General features: G+C 35.2%; 26 protein-coding genes. 9 read left to right on the forward strand and 17 right to left on the reverse strand.

Going from position 1 to position 24,504, the window contains the following annotated elements; genetic code table 11:
* Positions 1-15: 15 nt before the first annotated feature.
* From CLV73_RS17940 to CLV73_RS17955, 5 genes are all read right to left on the reverse strand, one after another.
* The gene (locus CLV73_RS17940) at positions 16-459 is read right to left on the reverse strand and encodes an STM3941 family protein (protein ID WP_100378267.1); all 444 of its coding nucleotides are present in this window, start codon (positions 457-459) and stop codon (positions 16-18) included.
* Between the two features lie 40 nt (positions 460-499).
* Positions 500-3,538 carry an AAA family ATPase gene (locus CLV73_RS17945; protein WP_100378268.1) on the reverse strand — a complete coding sequence of 1,013 codons (3,039 nt, stop codon included), beginning with the start codon at positions 3,536-3,538 and terminating at the stop codon, positions 500-502.
* Entirely contained in the window at positions 3,538-4,743 is a 1,206-nt protein-coding gene (locus tag CLV73_RS17950; protein ID WP_100378269.1) for a metallophosphoesterase family protein, read from the reverse strand. The genes CLV73_RS17945 and CLV73_RS17950 overlap by 1 nt, the downstream gene beginning before the upstream one ends.
* Positions 4,740-4,892: a hypothetical protein gene (locus tag CLV73_RS19030; protein ID WP_169925782.1), complete on the reverse strand. Its 153-nt coding sequence runs from the start codon at positions 4,890-4,892 to the stop codon at positions 4,740-4,742. Before CLV73_RS19030 ends, CLV73_RS17950 begins: the two co-directional genes overlap by 4 nt.
* A 154-nt stretch (positions 4,893-5,046) precedes the next feature.
* The gene (locus CLV73_RS17955; protein ID WP_100378270.1) at positions 5,047-5,958 is read right to left on the reverse strand and encodes a hypothetical protein; all 912 of its coding nucleotides are present in this window, start codon (positions 5,956-5,958) and stop codon (positions 5,047-5,049) included.
* 146 nt (positions 5,959-6,104) lie between these two features.
* Here CLV73_RS17955 and CLV73_RS17960 point away from each other — a divergent pair, with 146 nt between their 5' ends.
* The gene (locus CLV73_RS17960; protein WP_100378271.1) at positions 6,105-6,350 is read left to right on the forward strand and encodes a VF530 family protein; all 246 of its coding nucleotides are present in this window, start codon (positions 6,105-6,107) and stop codon (positions 6,348-6,350) included.
* Between the two features lie 66 nt (positions 6,351-6,416).
* A complete protein-coding gene (locus CLV73_RS17965) occupies positions 6,417-6,962 on the forward strand; it encodes an FKBP-type peptidyl-prolyl cis-trans isomerase (protein WP_228424441.1) in 546 nt (181 codons plus the stop codon).
* Between the two features lie 205 nt (positions 6,963-7,167).
* On the opposite strand, the gene CLV73_RS17970 is transcribed toward CLV73_RS17965, so the two are convergent.
* From CLV73_RS17970 to CLV73_RS17985, 4 genes are all read right to left on the reverse strand, one after another.
* Positions 7,168-7,545 (reverse strand): YchJ family protein, encoded by a 378-nt coding sequence (locus tag CLV73_RS17970; RefSeq protein WP_100378272.1) that lies wholly within the window; start codon positions 7,543-7,545, stop codon positions 7,168-7,170.
* Positions 7,546-7,646: 101 nt separating this feature from the next.
* Positions 7,647-8,069, reverse strand: coding sequence for a hypothetical protein (locus tag CLV73_RS17975; RefSeq protein WP_100378273.1), 423 nt, complete (start codon positions 8,067-8,069; stop codon positions 7,647-7,649).
* Positions 8,070-8,071: 2 nt separating this feature from the next.
* Complete coding sequence (locus CLV73_RS17980; RefSeq protein ID WP_100378274.1) at positions 8,072-8,854, reverse strand: hypothetical protein; 783 nt, start codon at positions 8,852-8,854, stop codon at positions 8,072-8,074.
* A gap of 79 nt (positions 8,855-8,933) precedes the next feature.
* Positions 8,934-11,072: a M3 family metallopeptidase gene (locus tag CLV73_RS17985; protein WP_100378275.1), complete on the reverse strand. Its 2,139-nt coding sequence runs from the start codon at positions 11,070-11,072 to the stop codon at positions 8,934-8,936.
* 60 nt (positions 11,073-11,132) lie between these two features.
* Here CLV73_RS17985 and CLV73_RS17990 point away from each other — a divergent pair, with 60 nt between their 5' ends.
* On the forward strand, positions 11,133-11,951 hold the full coding sequence (locus CLV73_RS17990; protein ID WP_100378276.1) for a head GIN domain-containing protein: 819 nt from the start codon (positions 11,133-11,135) through the stop codon (positions 11,949-11,951).
* A gap of 58 nt (positions 11,952-12,009) precedes the next feature.
* Here the strand turns inward: CLV73_RS17990 and CLV73_RS17995 are convergent, their stop codons facing one another.
* The 5 genes from CLV73_RS17995 to CLV73_RS18015 all read right to left on the reverse strand — a co-directional run bounded on the left by CLV73_RS17995 (position 12,010) and on the right by CLV73_RS18015 (position 16,456).
* On the reverse strand, positions 12,010-13,893 hold the full coding sequence (locus tag CLV73_RS17995; protein ID WP_100378277.1) for a monovalent cation:proton antiporter-2 (CPA2) family protein: 1,884 nt from the start codon (positions 13,891-13,893) through the stop codon (positions 12,010-12,012).
* Positions 13,894-13,896: 3 nt separating this feature from the next.
* Positions 13,897-14,418 (reverse strand): NAD(P)H-dependent oxidoreductase, encoded by a 522-nt coding sequence (locus tag CLV73_RS18000; RefSeq protein ID WP_100378278.1) that lies wholly within the window; start codon positions 14,416-14,418, stop codon positions 13,897-13,899.
* A gap of 223 nt (positions 14,419-14,641) precedes the next feature.
* Positions 14,642-15,439 carry a TPM domain-containing protein gene (locus CLV73_RS18005; RefSeq protein ID WP_100378279.1) on the reverse strand — a complete coding sequence of 266 codons (798 nt, stop codon included), beginning with the start codon at positions 15,437-15,439 and terminating at the stop codon, positions 14,642-14,644.
* Positions 15,420-15,848 (reverse strand): TPM domain-containing protein, encoded by a 429-nt coding sequence (locus tag CLV73_RS18010; RefSeq protein WP_185116795.1) that lies wholly within the window; start codon positions 15,846-15,848, stop codon positions 15,420-15,422. Before CLV73_RS18010 ends, CLV73_RS18005 begins: the two co-directional genes overlap by 20 nt.
* Positions 15,848-16,456, reverse strand: coding sequence for a LemA family protein (locus CLV73_RS18015; RefSeq protein WP_100378281.1), 609 nt, complete (start codon positions 16,454-16,456; stop codon positions 15,848-15,850). The genes CLV73_RS18010 and CLV73_RS18015 overlap by 1 nt, the downstream gene beginning before the upstream one ends.
* A gap of 72 nt (positions 16,457-16,528) precedes the next feature.
* On the opposite strand from CLV73_RS18015, the gene CLV73_RS18020 reads away from it, so the two are divergent.
* Together CLV73_RS18020 and CLV73_RS18025 are read left to right on the forward strand one after the other, a co-directional pair.
* Positions 16,529-17,023: a dihydrofolate reductase gene (locus tag CLV73_RS18020; protein WP_100378282.1), complete on the forward strand. Its 495-nt coding sequence runs from the start codon at positions 16,529-16,531 to the stop codon at positions 17,021-17,023.
* A gap of 74 nt (positions 17,024-17,097) precedes the next feature.
* A complete protein-coding gene (locus tag CLV73_RS18025) occupies positions 17,098-17,664 on the forward strand; it encodes a tetratricopeptide repeat protein (RefSeq protein ID WP_100378283.1) in 567 nt (188 codons plus the stop codon).
* Positions 17,665-17,736: 72 nt separating this feature from the next.
* Here the strand turns inward: CLV73_RS18025 and CLV73_RS18030 are convergent, their stop codons facing one another.
* The 3 genes from CLV73_RS18030 to CLV73_RS18040 all read right to left on the reverse strand — a co-directional run bounded on the left by CLV73_RS18030 (position 17,737) and on the right by CLV73_RS18040 (position 19,931).
* On the reverse strand, positions 17,737-18,369 hold the full coding sequence (locus CLV73_RS18030; protein WP_100378284.1) for a trimeric intracellular cation channel family protein: 633 nt from the start codon (positions 18,367-18,369) through the stop codon (positions 17,737-17,739).
* Positions 18,370-18,465: 96 nt separating this feature from the next.
* A complete protein-coding gene (coaD, locus tag CLV73_RS18035; RefSeq protein ID WP_039372174.1) occupies positions 18,466-18,936 on the reverse strand; it encodes a pantetheine-phosphate adenylyltransferase in 471 nt (156 codons plus the stop codon).
* 2 nt (positions 18,937-18,938) lie between these two features.
* Positions 18,939-19,931, reverse strand: coding sequence for a D-alanine--D-alanine ligase (locus CLV73_RS18040; RefSeq protein ID WP_100378285.1), 993 nt, complete (start codon positions 19,929-19,931; stop codon positions 18,939-18,941).
* 153 nt (positions 19,932-20,084) lie between these two features.
* On the opposite strand from CLV73_RS18040, the gene CLV73_RS18045 reads away from it, so the two are divergent.
* The 4 genes from CLV73_RS18045 to hemW all read left to right on the forward strand — a co-directional run bounded on the left by CLV73_RS18045 (position 20,085) and on the right by hemW (position 24,462).
* Positions 20,085-21,131: a PASTA domain-containing protein gene (locus CLV73_RS18045; RefSeq protein WP_100378286.1), complete on the forward strand. Its 1,047-nt coding sequence runs from the start codon at positions 20,085-20,087 to the stop codon at positions 21,129-21,131.
* A 73-nt stretch (positions 21,132-21,204) separates the two neighbouring features.
* Positions 21,205-22,278 (forward strand): RluA family pseudouridine synthase, encoded by a 1,074-nt coding sequence (locus CLV73_RS18050; RefSeq protein WP_185116796.1) that lies wholly within the window; start codon positions 21,205-21,207, stop codon positions 22,276-22,278.
* 51 nt (positions 22,279-22,329) lie between these two features.
* A complete protein-coding gene (locus CLV73_RS18055; RefSeq protein WP_100378287.1) occupies positions 22,330-23,280 on the forward strand; it encodes a PorP/SprF family type IX secretion system membrane protein in 951 nt (316 codons plus the stop codon).
* Positions 23,281-23,337: 57 nt separating this feature from the next.
* Positions 23,338-24,462 (forward strand): radical SAM family heme chaperone HemW, encoded by a 1,125-nt coding sequence (gene hemW / locus CLV73_RS18060; protein WP_100378288.1) that lies wholly within the window; start codon positions 23,338-23,340, stop codon positions 24,460-24,462.
* The last annotated feature ends 42 nt before the right edge of the window (positions 24,463-24,504 follow it).

Below are 24,504 nucleotides of genomic sequence, written 5' to 3' on the forward strand. Positions count from 1 at the left end.
CCAGCGGCGGTTTTTTTATCTTTCTAATTTTTCTTTGTAGTCATTTAAAAGGGCTGCCAGCTTTTTTGCAGACATTCCGTACGTATCGGGAAACGCTCCTTTTTTAGATTTTATTTTTGAATTTTCCAGATATTTCTCATCAATATCAAAAGTTACAAGCCTGTTCAGGAAGATCTGTTTTGTGCTAAAGTTACTTACAGCCTGCCACGGAATGAACGTCGTTCTGGAAAGGGTTTTCATTTCAAGACCTTTTTCGTTAATCTTAAGATAAGAAGTATTCGGAATTAAGTTGATGGAAAAAATAATTAAACTGATCCCGAATAAGAAAATAATAAGAATGGCAGCCCAAATATTCTTTTCCATAAGCGAAATACCCATACAGATAAATGCGATGCTGATGAGAATCAGGATAATGTTTTTTAGCTTTCCGGGTCTTAAAGTAAGGGGTAAATTTTGCATGATAATCTTTAATAATCCAAGTCTATAAAATTATGAATTTCTAAATAAGCTCAATCAAACTTCCGCGTTCTTCATCTTTTCGAATATTGAGGGACACGGGAATTTTCTCTTTCAGCTCTTCCACATGCGAAATAATTCCTACAACTCTGTTTTCTTTCTGAAGATTCATCAGGGTTTCAAATACTACATTTACGGATTCTAAGTCCTGGGTTCCGAAGCCTTCATCAATGAAGAAGAAGTTTGATTCTGATTGTGCATTACTTTGAACACTTTCTGCCAAAGCTAAAGCAAGACTCAGAGAAACCTGGAACGCCTGTCCTCCGGAAAGCGTCTTTACACTTCGGCATTTGCCTTCATTCAGGTAATCGATAATTTCAAAATCATTGTTTTCATTCAATTGCAGACTTAGCTGATTTCTTGTCATCCGGTGAAAACGGACATTGGCATGATCACATAACTGTCGCAGGTAAATGGAGGAAACGTACTGTACAAAGCCGGCTCCTTTAAAGAGATTGGTCATAATCTTCAGATTTTCCGAGCGCTTTTGAAGCTGAGCCAAATCTTTTAAAAGACCTTCTTTTTTCTTAAACTCTTTTTCCAGTCGCTCAATTTCGGTAGTGATCTTTATGACTGAATTATTAACCGTTTTTACATCATTTTCAGAAGCCTTGAATTGATTTTCTAGGGCTGAAAATTCTTCTTCATTGAAAGAAAAATCCTTCAGCTTCATTTCAAGTTCAAGAATGCTGTTTTTCAGTGTTTCAAATTGAATCCTGAAATGCTGGATGATATTTCTAGTTTCCTGAACATTGATTTCCTGTATAAGAATCTGTTGAATCTCATCCAAACTATTAAAGAACTGTTCTGACAAAGCCTTCCCAATTAAATCTTGATTGCCTGCGATGTTTTTTTCTAATTCAGAGATTCTTTTTTCCAGTTGAGAAACCACTGTTTTCTGTTCCGCAAGTTTTGGTGTAATCTCTTTTTCCTCTTTAACGAGTTGCTGATAATTCTGCTCAGTTTCATAGTTGGATTGAGAGCGTTGAGAGAGAATTTCCCCGACCTCTGCAATTGTTTTTTTCCTGTAATCAATCCAGGTCAAAACTTTTAAATTTCCTTCATTTGTTTTGATCTGTTCTTCTTTCTTAGCTTCATCTAGTCTGAATTTTTCTAAGGCTTTATTATAACTGTCCAGGTTTTCTCTTTCCTTATCCAGATTTTTTTGTTCAAGACTGATTTGAAGATTCAGTTCATCCATCTGTTTTTCAATGGAAAAAGATTGTTGGCGTTTTTCTTCAAAATCATTCGGATTTTCAGCATTAAATTCTTCCCAGTTAAAGCTTTTATGATGTTCTTCAATTGTATTTTGAATCTGTTGTAAGCTCTCTTTTTCCGAGTTCAGTTGTTCTTCAAAGATTTTTTTACGGTCAAGAATTTTTTCAATATCTAAAAATCGTTTTTGGATGTTTTCTTTCTGAATTTCAATCTGCTCAATCTGTTTCTGGATTTCATTTAATTCCGAATTGACATCATCAAACTCAACAATATTCGGATGCTCCAGAGCTCCACAAAGTGGACATGATTCTCCATCATGCAGTTCATTGGCAAAATGTGCCAGTTTTTGTTGAACCTCAAGATGATTTTTCTTTTCTGAAAGTGATTTTTTCTCTTTTTCTAGAGCTTCAGCGTGAGTTTTAAAATCATTTCTGAAAGTTTCAGGATTGATTTTAAAGGACTTCAACTCTTCTGATATTTTTTCAGTTTCAGCTTTTTTTAAACCAATTTTTTCAATTTGATTTTGAAAAACCTCATTCAGCTTTTTCTTTTCCGAAAACCAGTTTCCCACACTTAATAATAAAGCAGAGTCTAGCTTTTTTAGTTTTAAAAGTTCTGCACTTTTTGAAAGCTCTTCAATTTTTTGCTGAATTAGCTTCTGATTAGCCTCAACTTCTTTTACTTTTTTCGAGCCTTTTTCGGTTCGGTCTTTCAAAATATCAATTTCTTCTGAAAATTTAAGCATTTGAAGGATCAGACTTAAATCTTGTTCCTGAAGTTTAGATTCATTTAAAGCTTCGTATCTAGGCTGAATCACGGAAAGCTTATTCTTGGTGTTTTCAAACTGAATTTCGGTTTCCTGTAAAATGTTAAGCTGATATTCTTTATTCTTTTTTTGATCCGATATTTCTGTTTCGAGCTTGTTTTTTTCGGAAAGCAAAGGCGTAAAAATCCTTGAAACTCTGTCGTAGATTTCAGTTTTCTTGTCTAGAGCGTCAATTTCGGTTCTCCTTTCAGTCAGCTTTTCAAAATCGGTTTTTTTCCGTTGTAGAAGCTCAACCTCATCTTTCAGGCTTTTTAGTTTTGAATATTTTTCTTCGGTTTCTTTAAAAACTTTCTGTATCTCGTTAAACTTCAGCTGTTCGGCTTTTAAATATTCTTTCTGTGCTGAAATCTGTTCTTCATTCACTTCCTCAAAGCCTTTCAGCTGTCCTTCCAGCTGGTCCAGTTCTGATCTGTTTCTTAGATTTAAGGCTGAAACATTCTGCTGAAGATCAAAACGCTGAAGACTGAAGATTTCCTTCATCATATTGGTACGTTCGGTTGCGCCAAGTTCTATGAATTCTTTGAACTGTCCCTGAGGAATAATGATCGTCCTTTTAAAGTTGGCATAACTCAATCCGATAAGCTTTTCCGAATTGGAATGCTCCAAAGGAATCCAGCTTTCGTTTTTCCATTCGTAAAATACGACATTCGGGGTTTTTACATCTTCAAAATTTTTGGAATTGCGTCTGAACTCTCTTGTGGCCCGGTATTTTTTATTTTCATAATTAATAAAATCAAACTCGATATAAGATCTGTTTGATTTCAGATTCATCATATTGTAAGTACGCTTATCTCTTGCGTTCAGTCTCTCGGTTTCTCCATAAAGTGCAAAAGAAATGGCTTCCAGAATAGAAGATTTTCCGGAACCGACCGAACCAAAGATCCCAAAAAGCCCGGCTTCGGTAAGGCTTTGAAAATCAATTTTCTGACGTTCCTGGTAAGAGTAAATCCCTTCTAAAGTAAGTTGAATAGGAATCATTATGGATTAAGAATTTCGTTAAACAAATTAATGAGGTCTTCATTAGCATCCTGACCGCCGTTTTTAGCTTTAAAATAATCCCTAAACAAGGTTTGGATATCCTGATTGAGATTGATGTCACTAAGGCTATTCGTATCAGTTTCGAGATTTTTTACTTTGGGAATCAGATATACAATTCCGTTATGAGACTGATACAGCAGTTTTCTTTCTTCAGCTTTTAAATAAGTTTCGCTTTCTAAAGTAAGTTCTACTAGCGAGTTTTGATTTTCATTCAGCCATTCTACAGCAGTTTCCACACTTTGAAACGTTTTTCGGACCAGTGGTTTTCCGTTTTTTAAAGCAATTCTTTCGTAAGAAACTGGTTGATTGGGTTCAGTATTAATAATCGATACATATTTCGTGTGCCCAGCTTCACTGAAACTGTAGCACAAAGGCGAAGATGAATACACAACAGGTCTTTCTTCTGTACCTATATTTTTAAAACCATGAAGATGCCCCAAAGCGGTATATTGAATCTGATCAGGAATAATATCCGAAAAAACAAGATCCGCATTGCCAATTTTAAGAGGTTTCTCTCCTTCTGGTTCATCAAGAAGCGGAGCTCCCTTTTTGTTCATATATAAATGAGTGATCAACAGGTTGATTCCATTCTCATCACAGAATTCATCCGCAGTTTCTTTCCAGTGCTTTTCCAGTATATTGTTCAGCTCTGCTTCTTTATTTTCTCCAAAATATTCCTTCAGGCGGATTTCGTTAGCATAAGGGGTATGAAGTAAACGTACCGGGAAAGAATGTTCTTTCAGTTCCAGTTCTAAAAAACCTGCAGCTGATTTTGAAATTTTAAAATCTTCCAGGGCAAAAGGAGAAATTTTTGCTTTGGGATAACCAATCAGAATAATTCCACATTCTCTTGCTAAAGGATCCGGAGCATCAATAAAGCTGGGAGAATCATGGTTCCCGGAAATAGCAATTACAGGACGTTTCCCTTTATGTGAAAGTCTTTTTAAGGTTTTATAAAAAAGTTCAACGGCTTCTGTCGACGGATTGAAATTATCGAACAAATCTCCGGCAATCAGAACCAGGTCCACATTTTGTTCGTTGGCAATCTCAACAATTTCGTTCATCACCGAAATCTGCTCTTCCATTCTCGAAAAGCGGTCGAGACGTTTCCCCAAATGCCAGTCGGCGGTATGTAGGATTTTCATATTTTATTATCAGCTTCTCTGGCTTTAAAATCTTCTCGAATCTGTTTCAAACGTGCTTTTCTTTCGGCTTCGGCATTTTGTATCTTCCGTTTTTTATTGTCGATTTTCTTTTTATGCAATTTTCTGTTGGCGTCTGTATTTCTACTCATCTTAGCTGGTTTTAGGTGAACGGTAAAATGGAATATTTAACCTCAGCGATTTCATAGGGTAAATGTAAGAAACTAAAAAGGCAAAGTGAAATTTTGTGATTATTTTCTGATATATATAAGTTGATTAGGTATATATTTGTTATTGACTCTGAGATTATTTATTCTCAAATGTCACAGGTTCTGTATCTTTGGGCGGACTAATATCATAATAAGTAAATTCATCAGATCCTTTATACCATCTATAGCGTACTTGTTTGAACCTGAATAATTGCATATTTTCATCGATTGTTTCCTGGATTTGTTTTATATTTTTATTTGTAACAAATATCCCTCCTGTCACATTCAAAACATCTCCTCCATTGCTTGAATATACATCAATATCATTTTCCCACATTAAGTTTTTTACAATCTCAGTATATCTTTTTCTTAATTTAGGGAATCCTGATTTTTGCAGGTTTTGTACTTTTTCTTTTAATTTTTTTGCGAGTTTTTTAGTTTCTATATCATCAGAATCTTCTCCTTCTTTGATAATTGTAGAATAGGCACTAAATAAAACTAGGTCCATTTGTAAAGCAGTTATACTTTCTCCTTTGCCAATCATAACACCTTTATCAATTGCAATTAATTCTCTTTCAATTTGTGATTTGATGTTATCTTTTAAACGTTCTTCCGTTTTTTCTTTTTTGTTATCACTTACATTTTGTAATGTTTCAGATTTTTTTATGCTGTCTACAATAGGCTTTAGCTCTTCAATTTTTGAAATAGCATCTTTATAATTTTTGTCATGTGATGAAACCAATTGAAAACTGTCATATGCTTTTACATATTCCTTTTTGTTATAATGGTCTAAACCTGCCTTATAATTATCAGAAAAAATGACAGCAACAATAGCACTAACAAACAAGATTGAAAAAAAACTTGAAGGCAAAATGTAAAGTATTTTTTTCCATAGATCGGTTTTGTGTTTTATCATAGCATAAATTCCTAATGGAGGAAATACAAAAAATAAAATAATGAGAAGAGTCTTATTGTTGTACCATTCTTTTTTGCTTTCTATTGGAGACATAATATTAAATTAATTAGATTGTTAGCTTTATACTTCATTGTTTTGCTAAAATATATATATCAATCCGTATATATTTACGGGAACACGTATCTGTGAATGTTTTTTATAATTAGCGTATAAGAACAATTTATATTTACTTTTACACTATGGAACAACAATCAAAAGATCCGCTTCACGGAAAAAGACTGGATGCCATTCTTGAAGAATTGGTAGAGTATTATCAGGGATTTGAAAAGCTGGGAGAGCAGATCAATATCAAATGCTTTACGGATAATCCGAGTATCAGTTCTTCTTTGAAGTTTCTGAGAAAAACTCCATGGGCGAGAACCAAAGTGGAAAGCTTGTATCTCTTTGTGCTAAGACAGAAAAAACGAGAGGAAGGAAATAAGTAAAATTAAAATCTGAATCAAATTTCCCTGAAATTTTTATCAGAATCAATCATTTCAAAAAGACTATATTTGTCAAAAATTAATCGTGAGCATATCACGAAAAAAAGAAAAAATATGACAATTGAAAACAATCATGTTGTAGCGGTAAGCTACATTCTTCACACCATCGAAGAAGATGGAAGCAAGATTTTAGTAGAGGAAACAACGGCAGAAAATCCACTTACATTTTTATATGGTGTAGGAATGATGATTCCGAAATTCGAACAAAATATTCACGGTTTGAAGGCAGGGGATAAAGCTGCATTCGTGATTCAGCCGGAAGAAGCATACGGTGAAAGACATCCTGACTCTATTGCGCAGTTGCCTCTTGAGATGTTCAATGAATCAGGAGTTCCGCCGGTAGGTGCTATTTTGCCATTATCAGACAATCAGGGAAATAACTTCCAGGCTATCGTAATAGAGGTAACTCCGGAAGTTGTAGTAGCAGATCTTAATCACCCGATGGCTGGGAAAACATTGGATTTCCAAGTGGAGATTTTAAATACACGTCCTGCAACGGAAGAAGAGCTGTCACATGGACACGCTCACGGAATTGACGGAAACGAAGCTCACTAAGAGGTTCTTTTTTTATAATATAATGTCCGGCTGAAAAAGCCGGACATTTTTATTGATATTTTTAATCTTCTTTTGTTATGGGATAACTGTCATTCTGAATGTCATGAAGAATCTTTAATAATATTAGATTTCTCCTTTCGTCGAAATGACAGGCTTTCCCAAAATCTATACTATAATTTATTGATAGCGGATTAATAGTTTTATTTTAATCTAAAAACTCACCGGTCACATAAAACCAGCGATTCTGTATCATTTTGAATTGTGACAGCTCATGATGAACCTGCTGTTTTCCATTTTCGTCAGTATAAAAGGCTTTAAATTCAACTTTATTCATCGAAGGTTTGCTTACGATTTCCAGTTTTGTCCATTCATTGATTTCTCCCCATTCCTGTAAATCTTTTTTACTGTGGTTTTGTCTCTTGCTTGGAAATGTGGTTTGCATTAAATATTCACCATTTGGAATCGCAAATGCAGAAAATCTGGAACGCATTAATGCTTCAGCGGTTGGAGCATTTTTTTCTCCGGTATGATAAGGTTTACAGCAATCTTCGTAAGATTTTCCTGAGCAGCAAGGACAATTCATTTTTTATAATTTAACTGCAAAAGTCTCAAAAGTTTTTTGATAATTAAAATTACAGGCAAAAAAAGAAGCACTCTAAATGAATGCTTCTCAAATTGATTTTGCTAATCTTTGTCTTCTATTTTGGTATCAATAAAAGTATATTCATTAGTTGTCATATCCATTGATATACTTTTCGATGTAAACTTTATATGAGATTTGTCCGGAATTTCATAGGTGTAAACATCTGTATTTCCTGAATCAAAATGTAATTCATGAAACTCTTCGTTTTCGATCCACCATTGTCCTTTTTCCACATGTTGGTTGACTTCACAATTTTGAACTGTTGTAAAAATAAGGGTAAATGTTCCGTCTTCCTTTCTGTCCATTACCCAAAGTTTTTCCATTCCATTAATCTGCTGATCTTTCTCACTGCCTTTCCATATTCCTACCAATTTTTTATCAATTTTATTGGCTTGCGGTTTTGCTTTTTGTGCGTAAATATTTCCGAACCCTAAGATTAGTGTGCTTAAAATAATTTTTTTCATGGTTATTTAAAATGTATAGTTAAATCCATCTCACTGTTTACTTTAATTCCTGCACTTGTTGCTGGAATCCATTTTGTGTTTTGAACGAATTTTTTTAGTTGATTTATAAAATAAGATGAGTATTGATAGTTTTTTTTGTTTTGAAAACTAATGTCAACTTTGATATCTGAAATTTTCCCGGTCTTATATAAAATAAAGTTGGCTCCCATATAAGAATAAAGGTCTTTATCTTTTCTAAACTCAAAACCGGAAGGATATTTCGTGTTTCTCCAAAAATGGTCTTGACTGTTTTTAAAAAAGTCATTATACTCTTTATCACCAGGATATCTTGATACCCAATCACATTCTTCGAAACGGTAGATTTTATTAGGGTTTTTCTTTACATATTCTAATTTTGAAACTTCTCGTAGAGAGTCAATGAAATTTGGTCCGAATTTTCTGTCGATTTCTTTACGCATTATTTGAGCGTAACAATTTTGAAGATGATAAGGAACTGTACAAGAAGTGAATGCGGAATCTACTTCAATATTATATTTTTTTAATAGTTCCGTCATTTCTGCATCTCCATTATATTGCTCTACCATTCCGAAATAATGAAAGTAAACCAGTTTATTTTTTTTAATATCTAAATTGGCTTTTTCAGTTTCTGATTGGCAAGCAGAGTCCAAATATTTCCTTTCTTCTTCATCCCATTGCGCTCTTTGAATAGAATCTTCAACTGAAACCGTATCAGATTTTATTTGATAAAAAGATCCTGACTTGTTTTCGAATCTTTTATTTTTCATTGTAAAACAAGCCAGAATTATTATGGATAAAGGTGATAGTACTTTAATTCCAATATTTGATACCATAAATGATATTTTGTTATTTAATAAAACCCCTGTTTCTCAATAAAGGTTTGATATCCGGATCATGTCCTGTGAAATCTCTGAATGCCTGGTTCAGATCAACAGAATTTCCTACGGAAAGAATATATTTTCTGAAACGGTCTCCGTTTTCTCTCGTCAATCCGCCGTTCTTTGAAATCCATTCCCATGCGTCATTATCCAATGTTTCTGACCATAAATAAGCATAATATCCTGCAGAATAACCACCGCCCCAAATATGAGCAAAATAAGGCGTATGATATCTCGGTGGAACTGTTGCTAAAGTAAATCCGTGTTTTGCCAGTGATTGTTTTTCGAAATCTAAAACAGGAATCAGTTCACTTTCATTGGTTACGGTATGCCAATCCATATCTAATTCGGCTGCAGAAACCAATTCGGTGGTCATATATCCCTGATTAAAGGTAGCTGCTTTTTTAATTTTATCAACTAAAGCTTGTGGAATGGGTTGTTTCGTTTGGTAATGAAGGGCATAATTTTTTAAAACTACCGGATCTAAAGCCCAGTGTTCGTTAATTTGTGAAGGGAATTCCACAAAATCTCTCGGTACATTAGTTCCTGAAAGGGAAGGGTATTTCTGGCTTGCAAACATTCCGTGAATAGAGTGTCCAAACTCGTGGAAAATTGTGGTTACATCATCATAACTGATTAATGAAGGTTTTCCAGGAGCAGGTTTCTGATAATTGTAGCAGTTTACAATAACCGGTTTTGTTCCTAAAAGGTAAGACTGCTCAACGAAATTGCTCATCCAGGCTCCACCATTTTTAGAATCTCTTGTGTAGAAATCCAGGTAATAGATGGCGATAGATTTTCCGTCATGATCGAAAACTTCGTACGTTACAACATCAGGATGATATACCGGAAGGTCTGTTCTTTTTTTGAAGGTTAATCCATAAAATTTTTCGGCAGCGAAGAAAACTCCTTTTTCCAGTACGGTTGTGATTTCGAAGTAAGGCTTGATTTCACTTTCATCAAGATCAAATTTTGCCTTTCTAACCTGTTCTGCATAAAAATTCCAATCCCAAGGTTCAAGTTTGAAACCTCCTTTCTGCTGGTCAATCAGATCCTGAATATCTTTAGCTTCCCGTCTTGCTGTTTCTACGGCAGGTGTTGCGATCTGGTTCATTAATTTAGTGGCAGCTTCAGGAGTTTTGGCCATCTGATCCTGCAGTTTCCACTCCGCGAAACTTTTTTTACCCAAAACCTGAGCTTTTTTAAGTCTTAGTTTCGCTAATTTTTCAATCGTTTCTCTGGTATCGTTTCCATCTCCTTTTTCAGCTCTCAACCAGGATGCTTTGAATAATTTTTCTCTTGTTGCTCTGTTTTTTAAGTTTTGTAAAAGAGGCTGTTGTGTTGTATTTTGTAGTGCTAATAAATATTGACCAGGTTTTCCTGCATTTTTAGCATCACTTGCAGCGGCAGCAATTTCATCAGCAGAAAGTCCGTCCAGTTCCTTTGCATCGGTAAAGAAAACTCCGCCTTGTTTTCTCGCTTCTAATAATTTGTTTGAATATTGTGTAGAAAGTGAAGCCAGCTCCTGATTAATTTGCTTTAATTTTTCTTTGTCAGCAGAAGAAAGATTAGCTCCTGCGATTTCGAAGTTTTGTTTATAGTATTGTAATAGTCTTTTGCTTTCCGCATCTAAACCGTTTTCAGAAATTGCTTTAATTCTTTTATAAAGATTCTCGTTCAGATACATTTTATCGGAATGAGCTGCAAAAATCGGAGCATATTCTTCATCTAAAGCCTGTAAAGTAGGATTGGTATTTGCGCTTGTAAGGTTTGAGAATACAATAACAGCTCTTTTTAAAATTTCGCCGCTTTTTTCTAACGCAACAATAGTATTCTCAAAAGTAGGAGCGTCTGGATTATTGGCAATACCTAAAATCTCAGCATCATGTTGCTTGAGTCCGAAATCAAAAGCGGGTTTAAAATGTTCGTTCTTAATTTTATCAAACTCAGGAGCTTCATACTGAAGCTTACTTTTCTTCATGAAAGGATTTGATGCTAGTGATGCAGGAATAATGATTTCCTGTTGATTATCGGCTTTTTTCATTGTAGTACAAGAGTAGTTAAATGCTAATGCAGAAATTAATAATACCGATGTAATATTTTTCATAAATTAGTTGTTATTAAAAGTATAAAGATATTAAAACTAAAATTTATAAAAGAACCAAACATGAGATCACAAACTATTTTTATTTTTTCGGCCTTCCTGTTATTAGCTTCATGCGATAAGCATGAACGAAGAAATGGAGACAAGGAAAAAAGCAGCTGGGTGGAAAAGGTTGTTACCACCGATAACGGACCAGTGAAACAAAGGGAAATCACCGGCGATTTTGATGAAATTGAAGTTTCCCAGGCCATTGATGCTGAAGTTATAAAATCTGATGTAGAAAAAGTGGTGATTTCTGCACCTCAAAATATTATTGATGAGGTTCTGGTAGACAACGACGGCGGTAGTCTTCATATTCATTATAAAAAAGGAATAAGAGTCATGAATACGCATAATGTTTCTGCAAAAATTTATACTAAAGATTTTTCGAAGCTTAATGCAAATTCTGCAGCAAAAATTACTGTTAAGGACAAGTTTATCCAGGAGAAAACACATATTGAAGTTTCCAGTGCAGGGAGTATTTCCGGAGATCTTGAAGCGAATGATTTTGATATTTCTGTGGACAGCAGCAGTAATTTTAGCGGAAAAATATGGGCTGTTGATCTGGATATTGATGCTTCTTCAGGAGCAAGTATTGATGTTTCAGGAAAAGCTAAAAATGCGGAGGTAAGTTCTTCTTCAGGAAGTAGTGTTTCGGCTAAAGAACTTATTGCTGATCACGTAAATGCAGATGCATCTAGCGGAGCAAGTGTACAGATCAGTGCTTCTTCATCCATTAAAGCAGAAGCTTCTTCAGGGGGAAGCGTAAATGTATATAAAAAAGGAAATGTAACTTCTGTAACGAAAGAAGAGAACAGTGGCGGAAGTGTGTCGATTGAGTAATTATTACTATAATATTATACAAACAAATCCTTCGCTAAATTGCAGCGGGGGATTTGTTTTAATCTTCTATTTCATCTTCCTCATCTGCCGTTGAAGAACCTTCCCAGTTTCGGGTGTCGAAATTAAGATTATCATAAGCTAATAATTCCTCTTCCCGCTGAAGGATTTCTTTTGTGGTAAAAAGATTAAGATCATCTCCTTCTTCTTTTATTTTTGCTAATTTCCTTACCGAAGCTTTATCTATAGCCATAAACCGTTGTCCGAGTCTTCTTGCAGCATATTTTCTCATGCCTGTTTCGTGCAGAACGTCTACTGCCATATCAACAGCAGTCCCGAGTGTTTCACGGTAGATATTGTCGATTCCGTTGTTAAGGTAGCTATATGCATCAATTCTGTTTTTAGCTCTGACGAAGATTTTCACTTTAGGATAATGCTCCCGTACAAGCTCTGCAATGAATTTATTGTCATCAGGATCATCAAGGCAAAGCACTAAAATCTGCGCATCTTCAATTCCTGCAGCTCTTAAAATAGGAAGCCTTGTAGCATCTCCGTAATACACCTTGAAGCCGTAGCTCCTTAATAGCTTCACACGGTCCGAATCTCTGTCCAAAACGGTTGCAGCTACTTTATTGGCTTTAAGCAATCGTCCTACCGTACTCCCAAAGTGTCCAAAACCGACAATAATAATTTTTTTCTGGGAAATAGTATTGTCCAGAATGTTAAAATCACTGTCTTGTTCAGGGACTTCTTTGATGAATTTAGGGGTGATTATTTTATCATTAATAATTAAAAGCAATGGTGTAATACACATTGTGATTGCCGTTACTGCCATCATTTGTGCATTGAGTTCCGGATTTATCAGATAAAGGCTTGAAGCGTAATTGATCAGTACAAAAGCGAATTCTCCTACCTGAGAAAGAGCAAAAGCGTAAAATAAGCTTTGGGGAGTATCAATTTTGAAAAACTTCCCGATAAAAAATAAAACAATAAATTTTATACTTAAAACGGCAAAAACAGTACTGAAAATAAAGACAGGATCTTTCTGAATAATATTAAAATTCATGGTAGAACCTACACTTACAAAAAAGACAGCAAGCAATAATCCTTTGAAAGGATCAATCTGGGCTTCCAATTCATGGCGGAACTCACTGTTGGCGAGCATTACCCCTGCAAGGAACGCTCCTAAAGCGGGAGAAAGGCCAATTGCAACCATCAATTCTGAAACACCAATCACCAAGAATAGGGAAGAGGCTGTTAAAAGCTCTGTCATTCCGGATTTTGAAACGTATCTTAAAAAAGGAACAAAAACATAGCGCCCCAATAAAATCAACATCGCAACACCCAGAATTACGGTTGCAAACTGCATCCACTCCGGAAGCGTCTGTATAAGAACCTGGATTTCGTTATCGTGATGCCTTGCTTTATAATTAGCAACAAGTGGTAAAATTGCCAAAATAGGAATCACGGCAATATCCTGAAATAAAAGTGTTGAGAATGAAGCTTCTCCGGCTAGTGTTTTTAAATTGTTTTTTTCCTGTAAAGTCTGTAGAACGATAGCAGTAGAAGATAGTGCAAAACACATCGCAATGGCAAAAGCTTTGTCGATTTTCCAATCAGCCCAGATAAAAACTAAAAAAAGGAGGGAAGTGGTTAGAAGCATTTGTGTGAGACCCAGCCCAATGATTTTCTTTCGCATTTCCCAGAATTTTCTGGGTTCAAGTTCCAATCCGACCAAAAACAAAAGCATGATCACTCCAAATTCACTGGCATGCATAATGTCGTTTACATCTTTACCTGTAAGTTTTAAAACATAAGGACCAATAATAATCCCTCCGGCAAGATAACCGATTACAGAACTTAGCCCAAACTTTCTTACGAGCGGAACCATAATGATGGCAACGCCTAAAAAAATAAGGGTATTCATTGCTAAGCTAGATTCCATACATTATTGGTTCAAAAGTTCTGTAAATTTCTGTTTATGTAAGATGATGTCTTTTTTTGATAATTTATTAGCCTCGTAAACGATCTTAATATTTTTAAGATTGGCTTTAAAAACATTTAACGAAACGATAAGACCGCTGATAAGCTCTTCAACAGTATATTTATAAGTTCCGTGTCTGCTGAAAGATCTCTCTTTTCCTCCAGTTGTTACCAAGATGTAAACCTCTTTGTTTTCCAACGGATTATATTCTCCTTCTTTCAGCCAGTCGCGATCAAAAACTTCATCAATCCAAAGTCTCAGCAGAGGAGGGATTCCGAACCAGATCAAAGGAAACTGAAAAATAAAACGGTCATAATTCTTTAATCTTTTTCTTTCGCGAAAAGCAGCGATATGAAAATCAGGATATTCTTCGTAAAGATCTCTGAGGGTGAAATGTTGATGACGGACATAGAAATTGATGAGCTCTACATTAGAATTGGAGTGCTCCAGATAAGGATGTGCAAAAACTACCAACGTCTTCTTCATAAACCTGTTTTCAGTAAATTTAATGATTTTTTTTTGAATTAAAGGCGGGTTATATGTTAGTTTATTGATTTTTTAATATTAAAAAAGATGTTTATGTTGAAATAAACTAAAAAATGACAGGTTAAATTTTGTTTTCTTTAATCCTGTTGTTTTTATTAATGAAAAAATCGCTCATAATTGAACGATTTTTATTTACCTTAATGGTTATTTGATTTTGTATAATTTACCATCCTCCTGATGCACCACCACCGCCAAAGCTTCCGCCGCCACCGAAACCTCCAAATCCACCACCAGAGCTGCCGCCTCCAAATCCACCGCCGCCGAAACTACCGGGGAAAGGGAAAAAACCTCCGGGATAGTTTCTTCTGCCACGTCTTGTGATCAGGACGTCATCGTCATCGTTTCCGCCATTTCCTCCTCCTCTGTTTCCAAAAAGGATGGCAAGAATAATAAAGATGACAAAAGCAATAAGCAGTATTTTTAAAACACTTCCGTCACCGCTTTCCTGATTGGCAATAGGTTTGAATTTTCCCTGAACGGCTTCCATTAAGGCCGAAGTCCCCCGGTTGATTCCTTCATACCATTCACCTTTTTTAAAATGAGGAGTAACGATATAATCTAAAATTTGCCCTGCAACTGATGCGGTTAAGTATTGTTCAACAGCTCGTCCCTGCTGGATCGACATAGTGTGGTCTTCGGTTGCAATTAAAAAAACAATTCCGTTATCAATATCTTTTTTTCCTATTCCCCATTTTTCACCAAACATGGTTGCTAAAAAGTTGACATCTTCTCCCTTTGTTGAAGGGATGATAATAACCTCAATTTCCGTAGAGGTAGAATCTGCAAATTTGATGAGTTTGTCATTCAGCTTATCTTTTTCCTGCTGGCTTAATAAATTGGCTTCATCATAAACAGGATAAAGAATCGGTGGCTTTTTGGGAATAGTATATTGTGCTGATACAAGACCGTAAAAGCATAGCAGTAAGAATAAAAATACTATTTTAAGAGAACGTAATCTCATTAGATAATTGGTTGGGATTTTCTCCGGTTACGGGAAAATGTTTTTTAAGTTCAAGCCCTGTTTCCAGAATTGCACTTTTCAAGGCTTTATAATAGTTTCCCTTAGCAAACTCAGCAGTAATATAATCATGCAGATGATCCCAATAGGATTGTTGTACTTTCTCATGAATTCCCGTATCACCAATAATGGTAAGGTATTTTTGTTCAAAATTTACATGGAAAAGCACTGCATTTTTCCCGGTAGTTTTATTAAGGCATAATTTTTCGAAAATTTTAAACGCCGTTTTGGCATTGTCGTTTTCAGTATTCGAATCAATATGCACTCTGATCTCACCGGTAGAATGTTCTTCTGCTGATTGAATAGCTTCCACAAGGGAAGCTATTTGCTGATCTGTAAGGAAACTTTTCATTATTCTGAGAATACTTCAGGTGCTTTTTCAGCTCCTGCTTCAGCTTTGAATGCAGGTTTTTCTTTGAAATTGGTAAAGTTTGCCAGAATATTGTTCGGAAACTGTTTAATTGAAGTATTATACTTCTGTACAGCCTGATTATAATATACCGTTTCGCTTCTGATACTGTTTTCGATTGCAGTATATTCTCTTTGGAAGTTAATATATTGCTGATCGGCTTTTAGATTTGGATACTGTTCTACAACAGCCATCAATCTGCTTAAAGCTCCGGATAATTGTCCTTGTGCAGCCTGGAATCTTGCAAGATCCTGTTCGGTCATATTGCTTGGGTCAATATTGATAGACGTTGCTTTTGAGCGGGCTTCAACCACTTTTGTAAGGGTTTCCTGTTCAAATTTTGAATAAGATTTTACGGTTCTTTCCAAGTTCGGAATAAGATTCGCTCTCTTCTGATACACGGTTTCTACATTGGCCCATTTGGTAATAACTTCCTGCTCCTGAGCTACGAAATTATTATATCCGTTTTTACCCCAGAAAAATAATACAGCAACAATAATGAGTAGAGCAATACCGATGGTTCCGGCGCTCAGACAGCCCTTGTTTTTCATAGTTTAATTTTTTAAATTCTTGTCCTAACCAAATATACAAATTATGTGCTAATTTTGCAGAAAATTATTTGAATGACAACAATAGTGGTGGCAATGGGAAAGAAAAACGAAATCGGTTTTGAAAACCAATTGCTTTGGCATCTTCCGAAAGATTTAAAACATTTTAAAGATCTGACTTCGGGGCACCCGATTATCATGGGAAGAAAAACATATGAGAGTATCGGAAAACCGCTGCCTAACCGCACCAATATTGTTGTATCCAGACAAAAAGACTGGTTTGAGGAAGGAATTTTAATTGTCGGAAGCATTAAAGAAGCTGTAAAATTTGCAAAAAAGATTGATGAAGAAGTTTTCATTATCGGGGGTGGTAATATTTATGCACAGACAATGGATGTTGTTGACAGACTGGAGGTAACTTTGGTGAAAGCAGACTTGGAAGCCGATACTTATTTTCCCAAAATTGATCCTAAAGTATGGAGAAAGGTGGATGAGGTTTGCCATGAGAAAGATGAAAAAAATCAATATGATTTTTGTTTTCAGACGTACGAAAGAATTAAGAGTGAATAGTTGAGAGAATCTGTCTTCCAACTTCTGGTATCTAATATTTAAATGTTTTATCTTTGCACTTCTAAAATTTAATAATGAATAAATACATAAAGTTCGTAACCTCTGCGATTATTATTGCAATAGCAGTTTATCTGATGATGAACAGAAACATCGGTTGGGGAATTGTTTTGGTGGTGGTTGCTGCTGCGCCTATTTTACTTTTCTTTAAAAATGAATATATTCTTTTGGCTTTCTGGCAATTAAGAAAACAAAATATGGAAAAGGCGGCTGTTTGGCTGCAAAGCATTACCAATTATCAAACTCAGCTTCATAAATCTCAATATGGATATTATCATTATCTGTTAGGATTAACACAAGCTCAGGATCACCCGACAAAAGTGGAGCCTTTAATGAGAAAAGCTTTGGAATATGGATTGAATATGAAGCACGACAGAGCAATGGCTACCTTGAACCTTGCAGCTGCAGCAATTTCTAAAGGAAGAAAACAGGAAGGACAAAAGCTATTGGAAGAAGCCAAGAGGTTAGACAGCGCAGGAATGATGACGGATCAGATCAAAATGATGAAAGATCAGCTGAAAATGCCAACAATGCAGAAGCATATGCATAATCCTCACATGAGAAACAGAGGAAAATTCTTTTAATTAAAAGAATTTTCGGAATCGATTTATAAGACAAAAGCACCTGAATTCAGGTGCTTTTTTATATTTTGAATGTCACATTTCAGCATCATTATTATACCCGTAGAATTTCGGAATCTGCCAATGGTATTTTACGGCTAAAGTTCTGATCGTTACAATTAATAAAATGGTAAAAATCTGAATGACCGTAAAAGAAAGAGGGGTAAATTTTGTTAACAGTAAAAATATGGAGCCCCCAACAATGCAGGCTGTTGCATAAATTTCTTTTCTGAAGATTAAAGGAATTCTGTTGAGTAAAATATCCCGGATAATCCCTCCGAAGCAACCTGTAATAGTTCCCAAACCAATACATATCAAAGGATGTATACCGACATGCAATCCCTTTTGAATCCCGATTATTGTAAATAATCCAAGTCCGAAGCTGTCAAAAATAAATAAGGTAACCTGAAAGTTTTTTTCAAGAGATTTAAAAATCATGGTGAAAATACTGGTCAGGATAATCAACGCGCAAGTCAGGAGATCATGCATCCAGAAGACCGGAATATCGAGCAATAAATCTCTTACAGTTCCGCCTCCAACAGAAGTCACGAATGCAATAATAAGGACTCCAAACGGATCCAGACGTTTTTGCATGGCGGCAAAGCTTCCCGACATGGAAAAGGAAATCGTTCCGAGTACTTCTATGGCAAAATTGAACTGTTCGTGCATATTTTATAAAAAATAAATGATAGTTGATGAATGATTTCTTTTTAAGCAAATTTTCTACCATTCTTCAACTATCATTTAAAGCTTATTGAAATTTTTTTATTTTTCTTTTTCAACTCTAACGGAATCCGGAACCAGCAGTTCATATTCTCCGCCGTGGTTGATAATTTCTCTTACAATGCTGCTGCTGATGAAAGATTTTCCTGATGAAGTTAATAAAAATACCGTTTCAAGTTTTTTATGAGCCAGTGTTCTGTTGGTATGGGCAATGGCTTTTTCAAATTCAAAATCTGCAGGATTCCTTAAACCTCTGATAATGTATTGAGCATTTTTTTCAAAACAATAATCTACAGTTAATCCTTCAAAGAAATCCACTTCCACGTTGGGAAACTCTGCAACGGAATTTTGAATAAATTCTATCCTTTTTTCCAGAGGAAACATATATTTTTTCTGAGAATTCTGGCCAATGGCAATGATTAATTTATCAAAAAGCGGAGCTGCTCTTTCAATAATATCGTAATGTCCTAGAGTAATAGGATCAAAAGATCCCGGGAAAACAGCAATTTTCATAACTATTTCAGGTTTTTGGCTAACGCTTTTTCAACTTCATTTCCGCAAAGATCGGTAATAGAGATTCCGTAGATTTTTGCCTGTTGAGGAAGAATACTTGCAGGCGAGAATCCAGGATTTGTATTCATTTCCAGCATATAAGGAATCCCGTTCATCAGAATATATTCGCTTCTGGAAAAGCCGCTCATTCCCAAAGAATTGTAGGCTCTTTTTGCAATTTCTTCTACTCTAAGTCTTGTTTCATCATCAATTCTTGCCGGAGTAATTTCTTCGGAAGCACCTTCATATTTTGCTTCATAATCGAAGAATTCATTTTGAGGAACGATTTCTGTAATTCCTAGAACAATCGTTTCTCCTTTAAAATCAATTACACCGACAGAAACTTCCATTCCGTCTAGAAAACTTTCGATTAAAATCTCATCATCTTCTTTGAATGCAATTTCTGTTGCTGCAATCAACTTAGATTTTTCTTTAACCTTTGAGATTCCTAAAGAAGATCCTGATTGGTTAGGCTTCACAAAAACCGGAAGTCCAAGATTTTCTATAATTTCATCAACATTGATTTCTTCTCCTTTTCTTAAATAAACACTTTTTGCGGAAGGAATTCCATATTTTGAAAGTACTGCTAATGTATCTTTTTTATTGAATGTTAAGGCGCTTTGGTAAAAATCGCAGCCGGTATATTTTTGTCCGATAGCATCCCAGTACGCCTGTAGGATTCCGTTTTCTCCGGGTGTTCCGTGGATGATATTAAAGCAGACATCAAATTGTAATGTTTCATTATTATCTAATGCGACTGAAAAATCGCCTTTATTAATGCTATATTTTTTATCATTTTCGTCCAAAAAATACCATTCATTTTTGAGGATAACTACTTTGTATACATTGTATAAGTTTCTGTCTAAAGAATCATAGATCAATTGACCGCTTTTTAAGGAAACAACGTATTCATCAGAATAGCCTCCCATTACTACGGCAACATTTTTTTTGTTCATATCTATATAGTATCAATGAAGCAAATTTAATGATTTTATGGAATCTAAGCCGTGAAAATAAGAAATTTTAAAATCTGAATGAATTGTGTTAAATAAAAGTACATTCTAAAATTATTAGCTATATTTGCCGTTATAATTAAAGTAACTTTAAGTATGTTTAAATCACTTTTCAATTGGAAAGTTTTACTGAATTTATTAGTAGCCATCGGTGTTTTTGTGGGGTTGGTGTGGCTTACCTTCCGTTGGTTGGAATATCATACTAATCATGGCCAGGAAATTCCTGTTCCAAATGTGGTTAATAAAACCGTACATGAAGCAATAAAAATATTGGATGATACAGGATTGGAATATGAAGTGGACAGTTCAAAATACGATCCGAAATTCAGACCATTTCAGGTTCTTCAGGTATTTCCTTCACCAGGTTCCCGTGTAAAAGACGGAAGAACAGTAAGATTGAAAGTGAACCCTAAGACCTGGGCTGCAATTGCTCTTCCGGATGTAATTAATAAATATTCAGGACTGGCTTTCCAAAGATTGGAACAGGTAGGTTTAAAAGTAGGTGATACAATATATGAACCGAGTATTCAGAAAGATGCGGTTCTTAGAGTCCTATTTAAAGGAGTAGAAGTAAAGCCTAAAACCAAATTGCCAAGATTCTCCATCGTGGATGTTGTAATCGGTTCAGGGCCTATGAGAAACATTGCGATTCCGAATGTTGTTGGGTTAACAGTAAAAGAGGCAAAAGCACTTATCTTAAGAAGTAAGTTTGAACCGGGAGTGGTAGAATTTGAAGACGGAGGTAAAGATGAGTCTGATATTGTATATTATCAGGATCCGGGAGCGGGAGACGTCCGGGATCAGGGAATGCAGATCGATCTCTGGGCAAGTAAAAGAACGCCTGCTGAGTTGAGAGATAAAATAGATCAACTTAATTCTGTGTATCGTATGAAGGTGGATACAGCTCTTCCTCCTGTAAGGTATGAAGAAGTAGCTGTAGAGCCCGCTCATATTGAAGAACCGGCTGCACCTAAAAAAGAAACTTCTAAACCGGAGCCTACTAAGTCGGAAACTCAGAAAAGTACAACCGTAAAACCGACTACTTCTACGGATGACAAGACAAAAACAACAGGAAGTAATAATAAGGGAACTGCACAGCAACCTGCTGAAAAGCCAAAGGCTAAAAAAGTAATTATCCAGTAATATTACGATTATTATAAAACTATAGGCTTCAACTTCACCATGTTGAAGCCTTTTGTGTAAAAAATATAAAACAATGACAGAAGATAACGAAGATTTTTTAGAAGAAGAATTATTAAATACAGACAGTATTGATAATATTGATATTGATGAAGAAAATAAAGGATTGTACGAACATCTTAATATCACTGTTGATAAAAGTCAGGAGCCTTTACGAATCGATAAGTTTTTATTAATTTTTCGTCAAAACTCTTCAAGAAATAAAATTTCCCAGACTTGCAGAGCCGGAAACGTTATTGTGAACGGAGCCGCAGTAAAACAGAACTACCGTGTAAAACCGGGAGATCAGATTTCTGTATTATTAGCACATCCTCCGAGAGAAAATGTGATTATTCCACAAGATATTCCGATTAATATCGTTTATGAAGATGATGATCTTATTGTGGTAGACAAAGATCCCGGAATGGTAGTGCATCCCGGATTTGGAAATTGGGACGGAACTCTGGTAAATGCGTTGGCTTTTCACTTTGAAAAAAATGGCTCCAAATCCGATCTTGACAGAGTAGGATTGGTGCACAGAATAGATAAAGATACTTCGGGACTGCTTGTTATCGCAAAGAATGAATATGCTTTAAGCTTTCTGGCAAAACAATTTTTTGACAGAAAAACAAAAAGGCTGTATTGGGCATTTGTATGGGGAAATGTCCAGGATGATGAAGGAACGATCAGAGGTCATATCGGCCGACATCCTAAAAACAGAATGCAGATGCATACCTATGAAGACGGAAGTCAGGGGAAACATGCAGTAACCCACTATAAAGTACTGGAAAGATTTAAATATATGACTTGGGTGGAGTGTAAACTGGAAACCGGAAGAACTCATCAGATCAGAGCACACTTTAAGCACATTGGCCATACCTTGTTTAATGATGAAAGATACGAAGGCCATACGCCTCTTCGTGGGGTGAATCTTCCTAAGTATAAGCAGTTTATAAAAAATGTATTTGAAATTCTGCCTAGACATGCGCTTCATGCCCATACATTAGGATTTATACATCCGACCACAAAGAAAGAATTATATTTTGAGAGCCCAATGCCAAAAGATATGGCGGATGCTGTAAAAAAATGGAGAAATTATTTAGAAAACTAAAAATATATTGAGAATTTTTTTATATTTGTTGAATTGAAATCAAGATTTGTTATGAGAAAACTATATGCTATCGTATGTTTAGCTCTTTTGTCGAATGCATACAAAGCACAAGAATCACTTCCATATTATCAACAATACCTTTTGGATGGTGATTTCCTGTTCAATCCTGCTCAGTATGGGAAAACAGATGACGTTCAACTTAATCTTAACTACCAACAGCAATTTTCAAAGTTTAATGATGGACCAAACGTACAATCAGTAGGGATCAACGCTAATATCTTTGATAGAGTGGGTGCTGGTATTTCTGTTTTTAGAGATAGCAACGGACCTATTTCTGCAGGAGGGATTACAGCTGGAGCTTCTTACTTTATTCCTCTAAGTAGTGAAGGAGACAGAAAAGATCAGTTCTCTTTTGGTACAAGTGTAAACTTTTATAATATGAATTTTGATTATACTCAGGTGAATACTGAACAGGGGTATGATCCTAATTTAATTGGGACGGAAGGTAATATCTTCATGGTATATGCTAACTTCGGTTTGGCAGCTACTTATAGAAACTTATTCGGGGGAGTATCCGTTAATGATATTGCTTTAAGTAATGACGAATCTATCGTTAACAACTACGAGCCGTCTCCAATCAAGTTTTTCTTAAACTTAGGGTATGATTGGCATGTAGGAGATAATATGTATTTCACTCCGTCAGTATTGGTAAACTTGAACACCAACTCTACAAGATTGATGGATTACAACTTGATGGCAACTTTCTTCAATGATATCAACTCTTTCTCTTTCGGGGTAAGCTATAGAGCTGCTCAGAATAGATTTGATAATCAGCAGTTACAAATCGCTCCGGTTGTTAAAGTTAGATTTAACAAATTTATGGTAGGAGCTACTTATAACCTGGGATTGTCTGATATTCAGGATTATGGAGGAAACAGCTTTATGGTAAGTGTTGGGTATAACTTCGATAACTTCATTAACCGTAGAGGATATAGATATTAATCAATTTAATTTAAATAAATTTGAGCTCTGGATTTTTTCAGAGCTTTTTTTATTTTTATGATTTATATACATATCCCGTTTTGTAAGCAAAAATGCAGCTATTGTAATTTTCACTTTTCCACTTCTTTAAACTTTAAAGATGAAATGCTGGCTGCGATGAAAAAGGAAATCTTTTTGCGAAAAGATGAGCTACAAAATAAAAACCTGCATTCCCTTTATTTTGGCGGCGGAACTCCATCTATTCTCTCTCCCGATGAAATTAAATCTTTAACAGATGAAGTTTTAAAATATTTTAGTTTTGAACAAGATATTGAAATTACACTTGAAGCCAATCCGGATGACTTGGATAAAAATTTTTTAAAAGGCTTATCAAACTCTCTGATAAATCGTCTGTCAATTGGAACTCAAAGTTTCTTTGAAGAAGATCTAAAATTGATGAATCGTGCACATACGGCATCAGAAGCGGAAGATTCTATCAAAAGGGCACAGGATTTTGGTTTTGAAAATCTAAGTATTGATTTAATTTATGGTTCACCGACTTCCAACCTTGAAATCTGGAAAGAAAATCTGAATAAAACAATGGCTCTTGAAGTTCCTCATATTTCCTCTTATGCTTTGACTGTAGAACCTAAAACAGCTTTGGAAAACTGGATTTCGAAGGGAAAAGTTGTCAGTCCAAAAGAAGAGGAGCAAAACAAAGAATTCTATTATTTATCTGATTTTTTAAAAGATAATGGTTTTGAGCATTATGAAGTTTCCAATTTTGCAAAGCCGGGATTTTATTCAAGACACAATTCCTCCTACTGGAAATATAAAGAATATCTGGGAATTGGCCCTTCTGCACATTCTTACAATGGTTTTGATGTCAGAAGCTGGAATGTTGCCAATAATCAACAGTATATTAAAAAGCTGGATTCAAATCTTCTGGCTAAAGAAGAAGAAATTCTCTCTCAGGAAGACCAGTTTAATGAGATGATTATGATTGGCTTAAGAACTATTTGGGGAGTAGATCTTTCAAGCTTGAAAGAAAAATTCAGTGAAAATATTCTTGAACATTTTCAGAATGAAATTAAAACAAAACTGGAAGAAGGAATCTTAATAATTGATAGCAATCATTTGAAAATTCCGGAAGAACATTGGTTTATGGCCGATGGAATTGCTTCGGATTTATTTATTGTTTAAATTAATCATATATTAAGATGCTTCGGTTTTGCTCAGTATGAT

Origin of the sequence: Chryseobacterium geocarposphaerae (genome assembly GCF_002797535.1) — a bacterium.
In the GTDB taxonomy this organism is placed as follows: domain Bacteria; phylum Bacteroidota; class Bacteroidia; order Flavobacteriales; family Weeksellaceae; genus Chryseobacterium; species Chryseobacterium geocarposphaerae.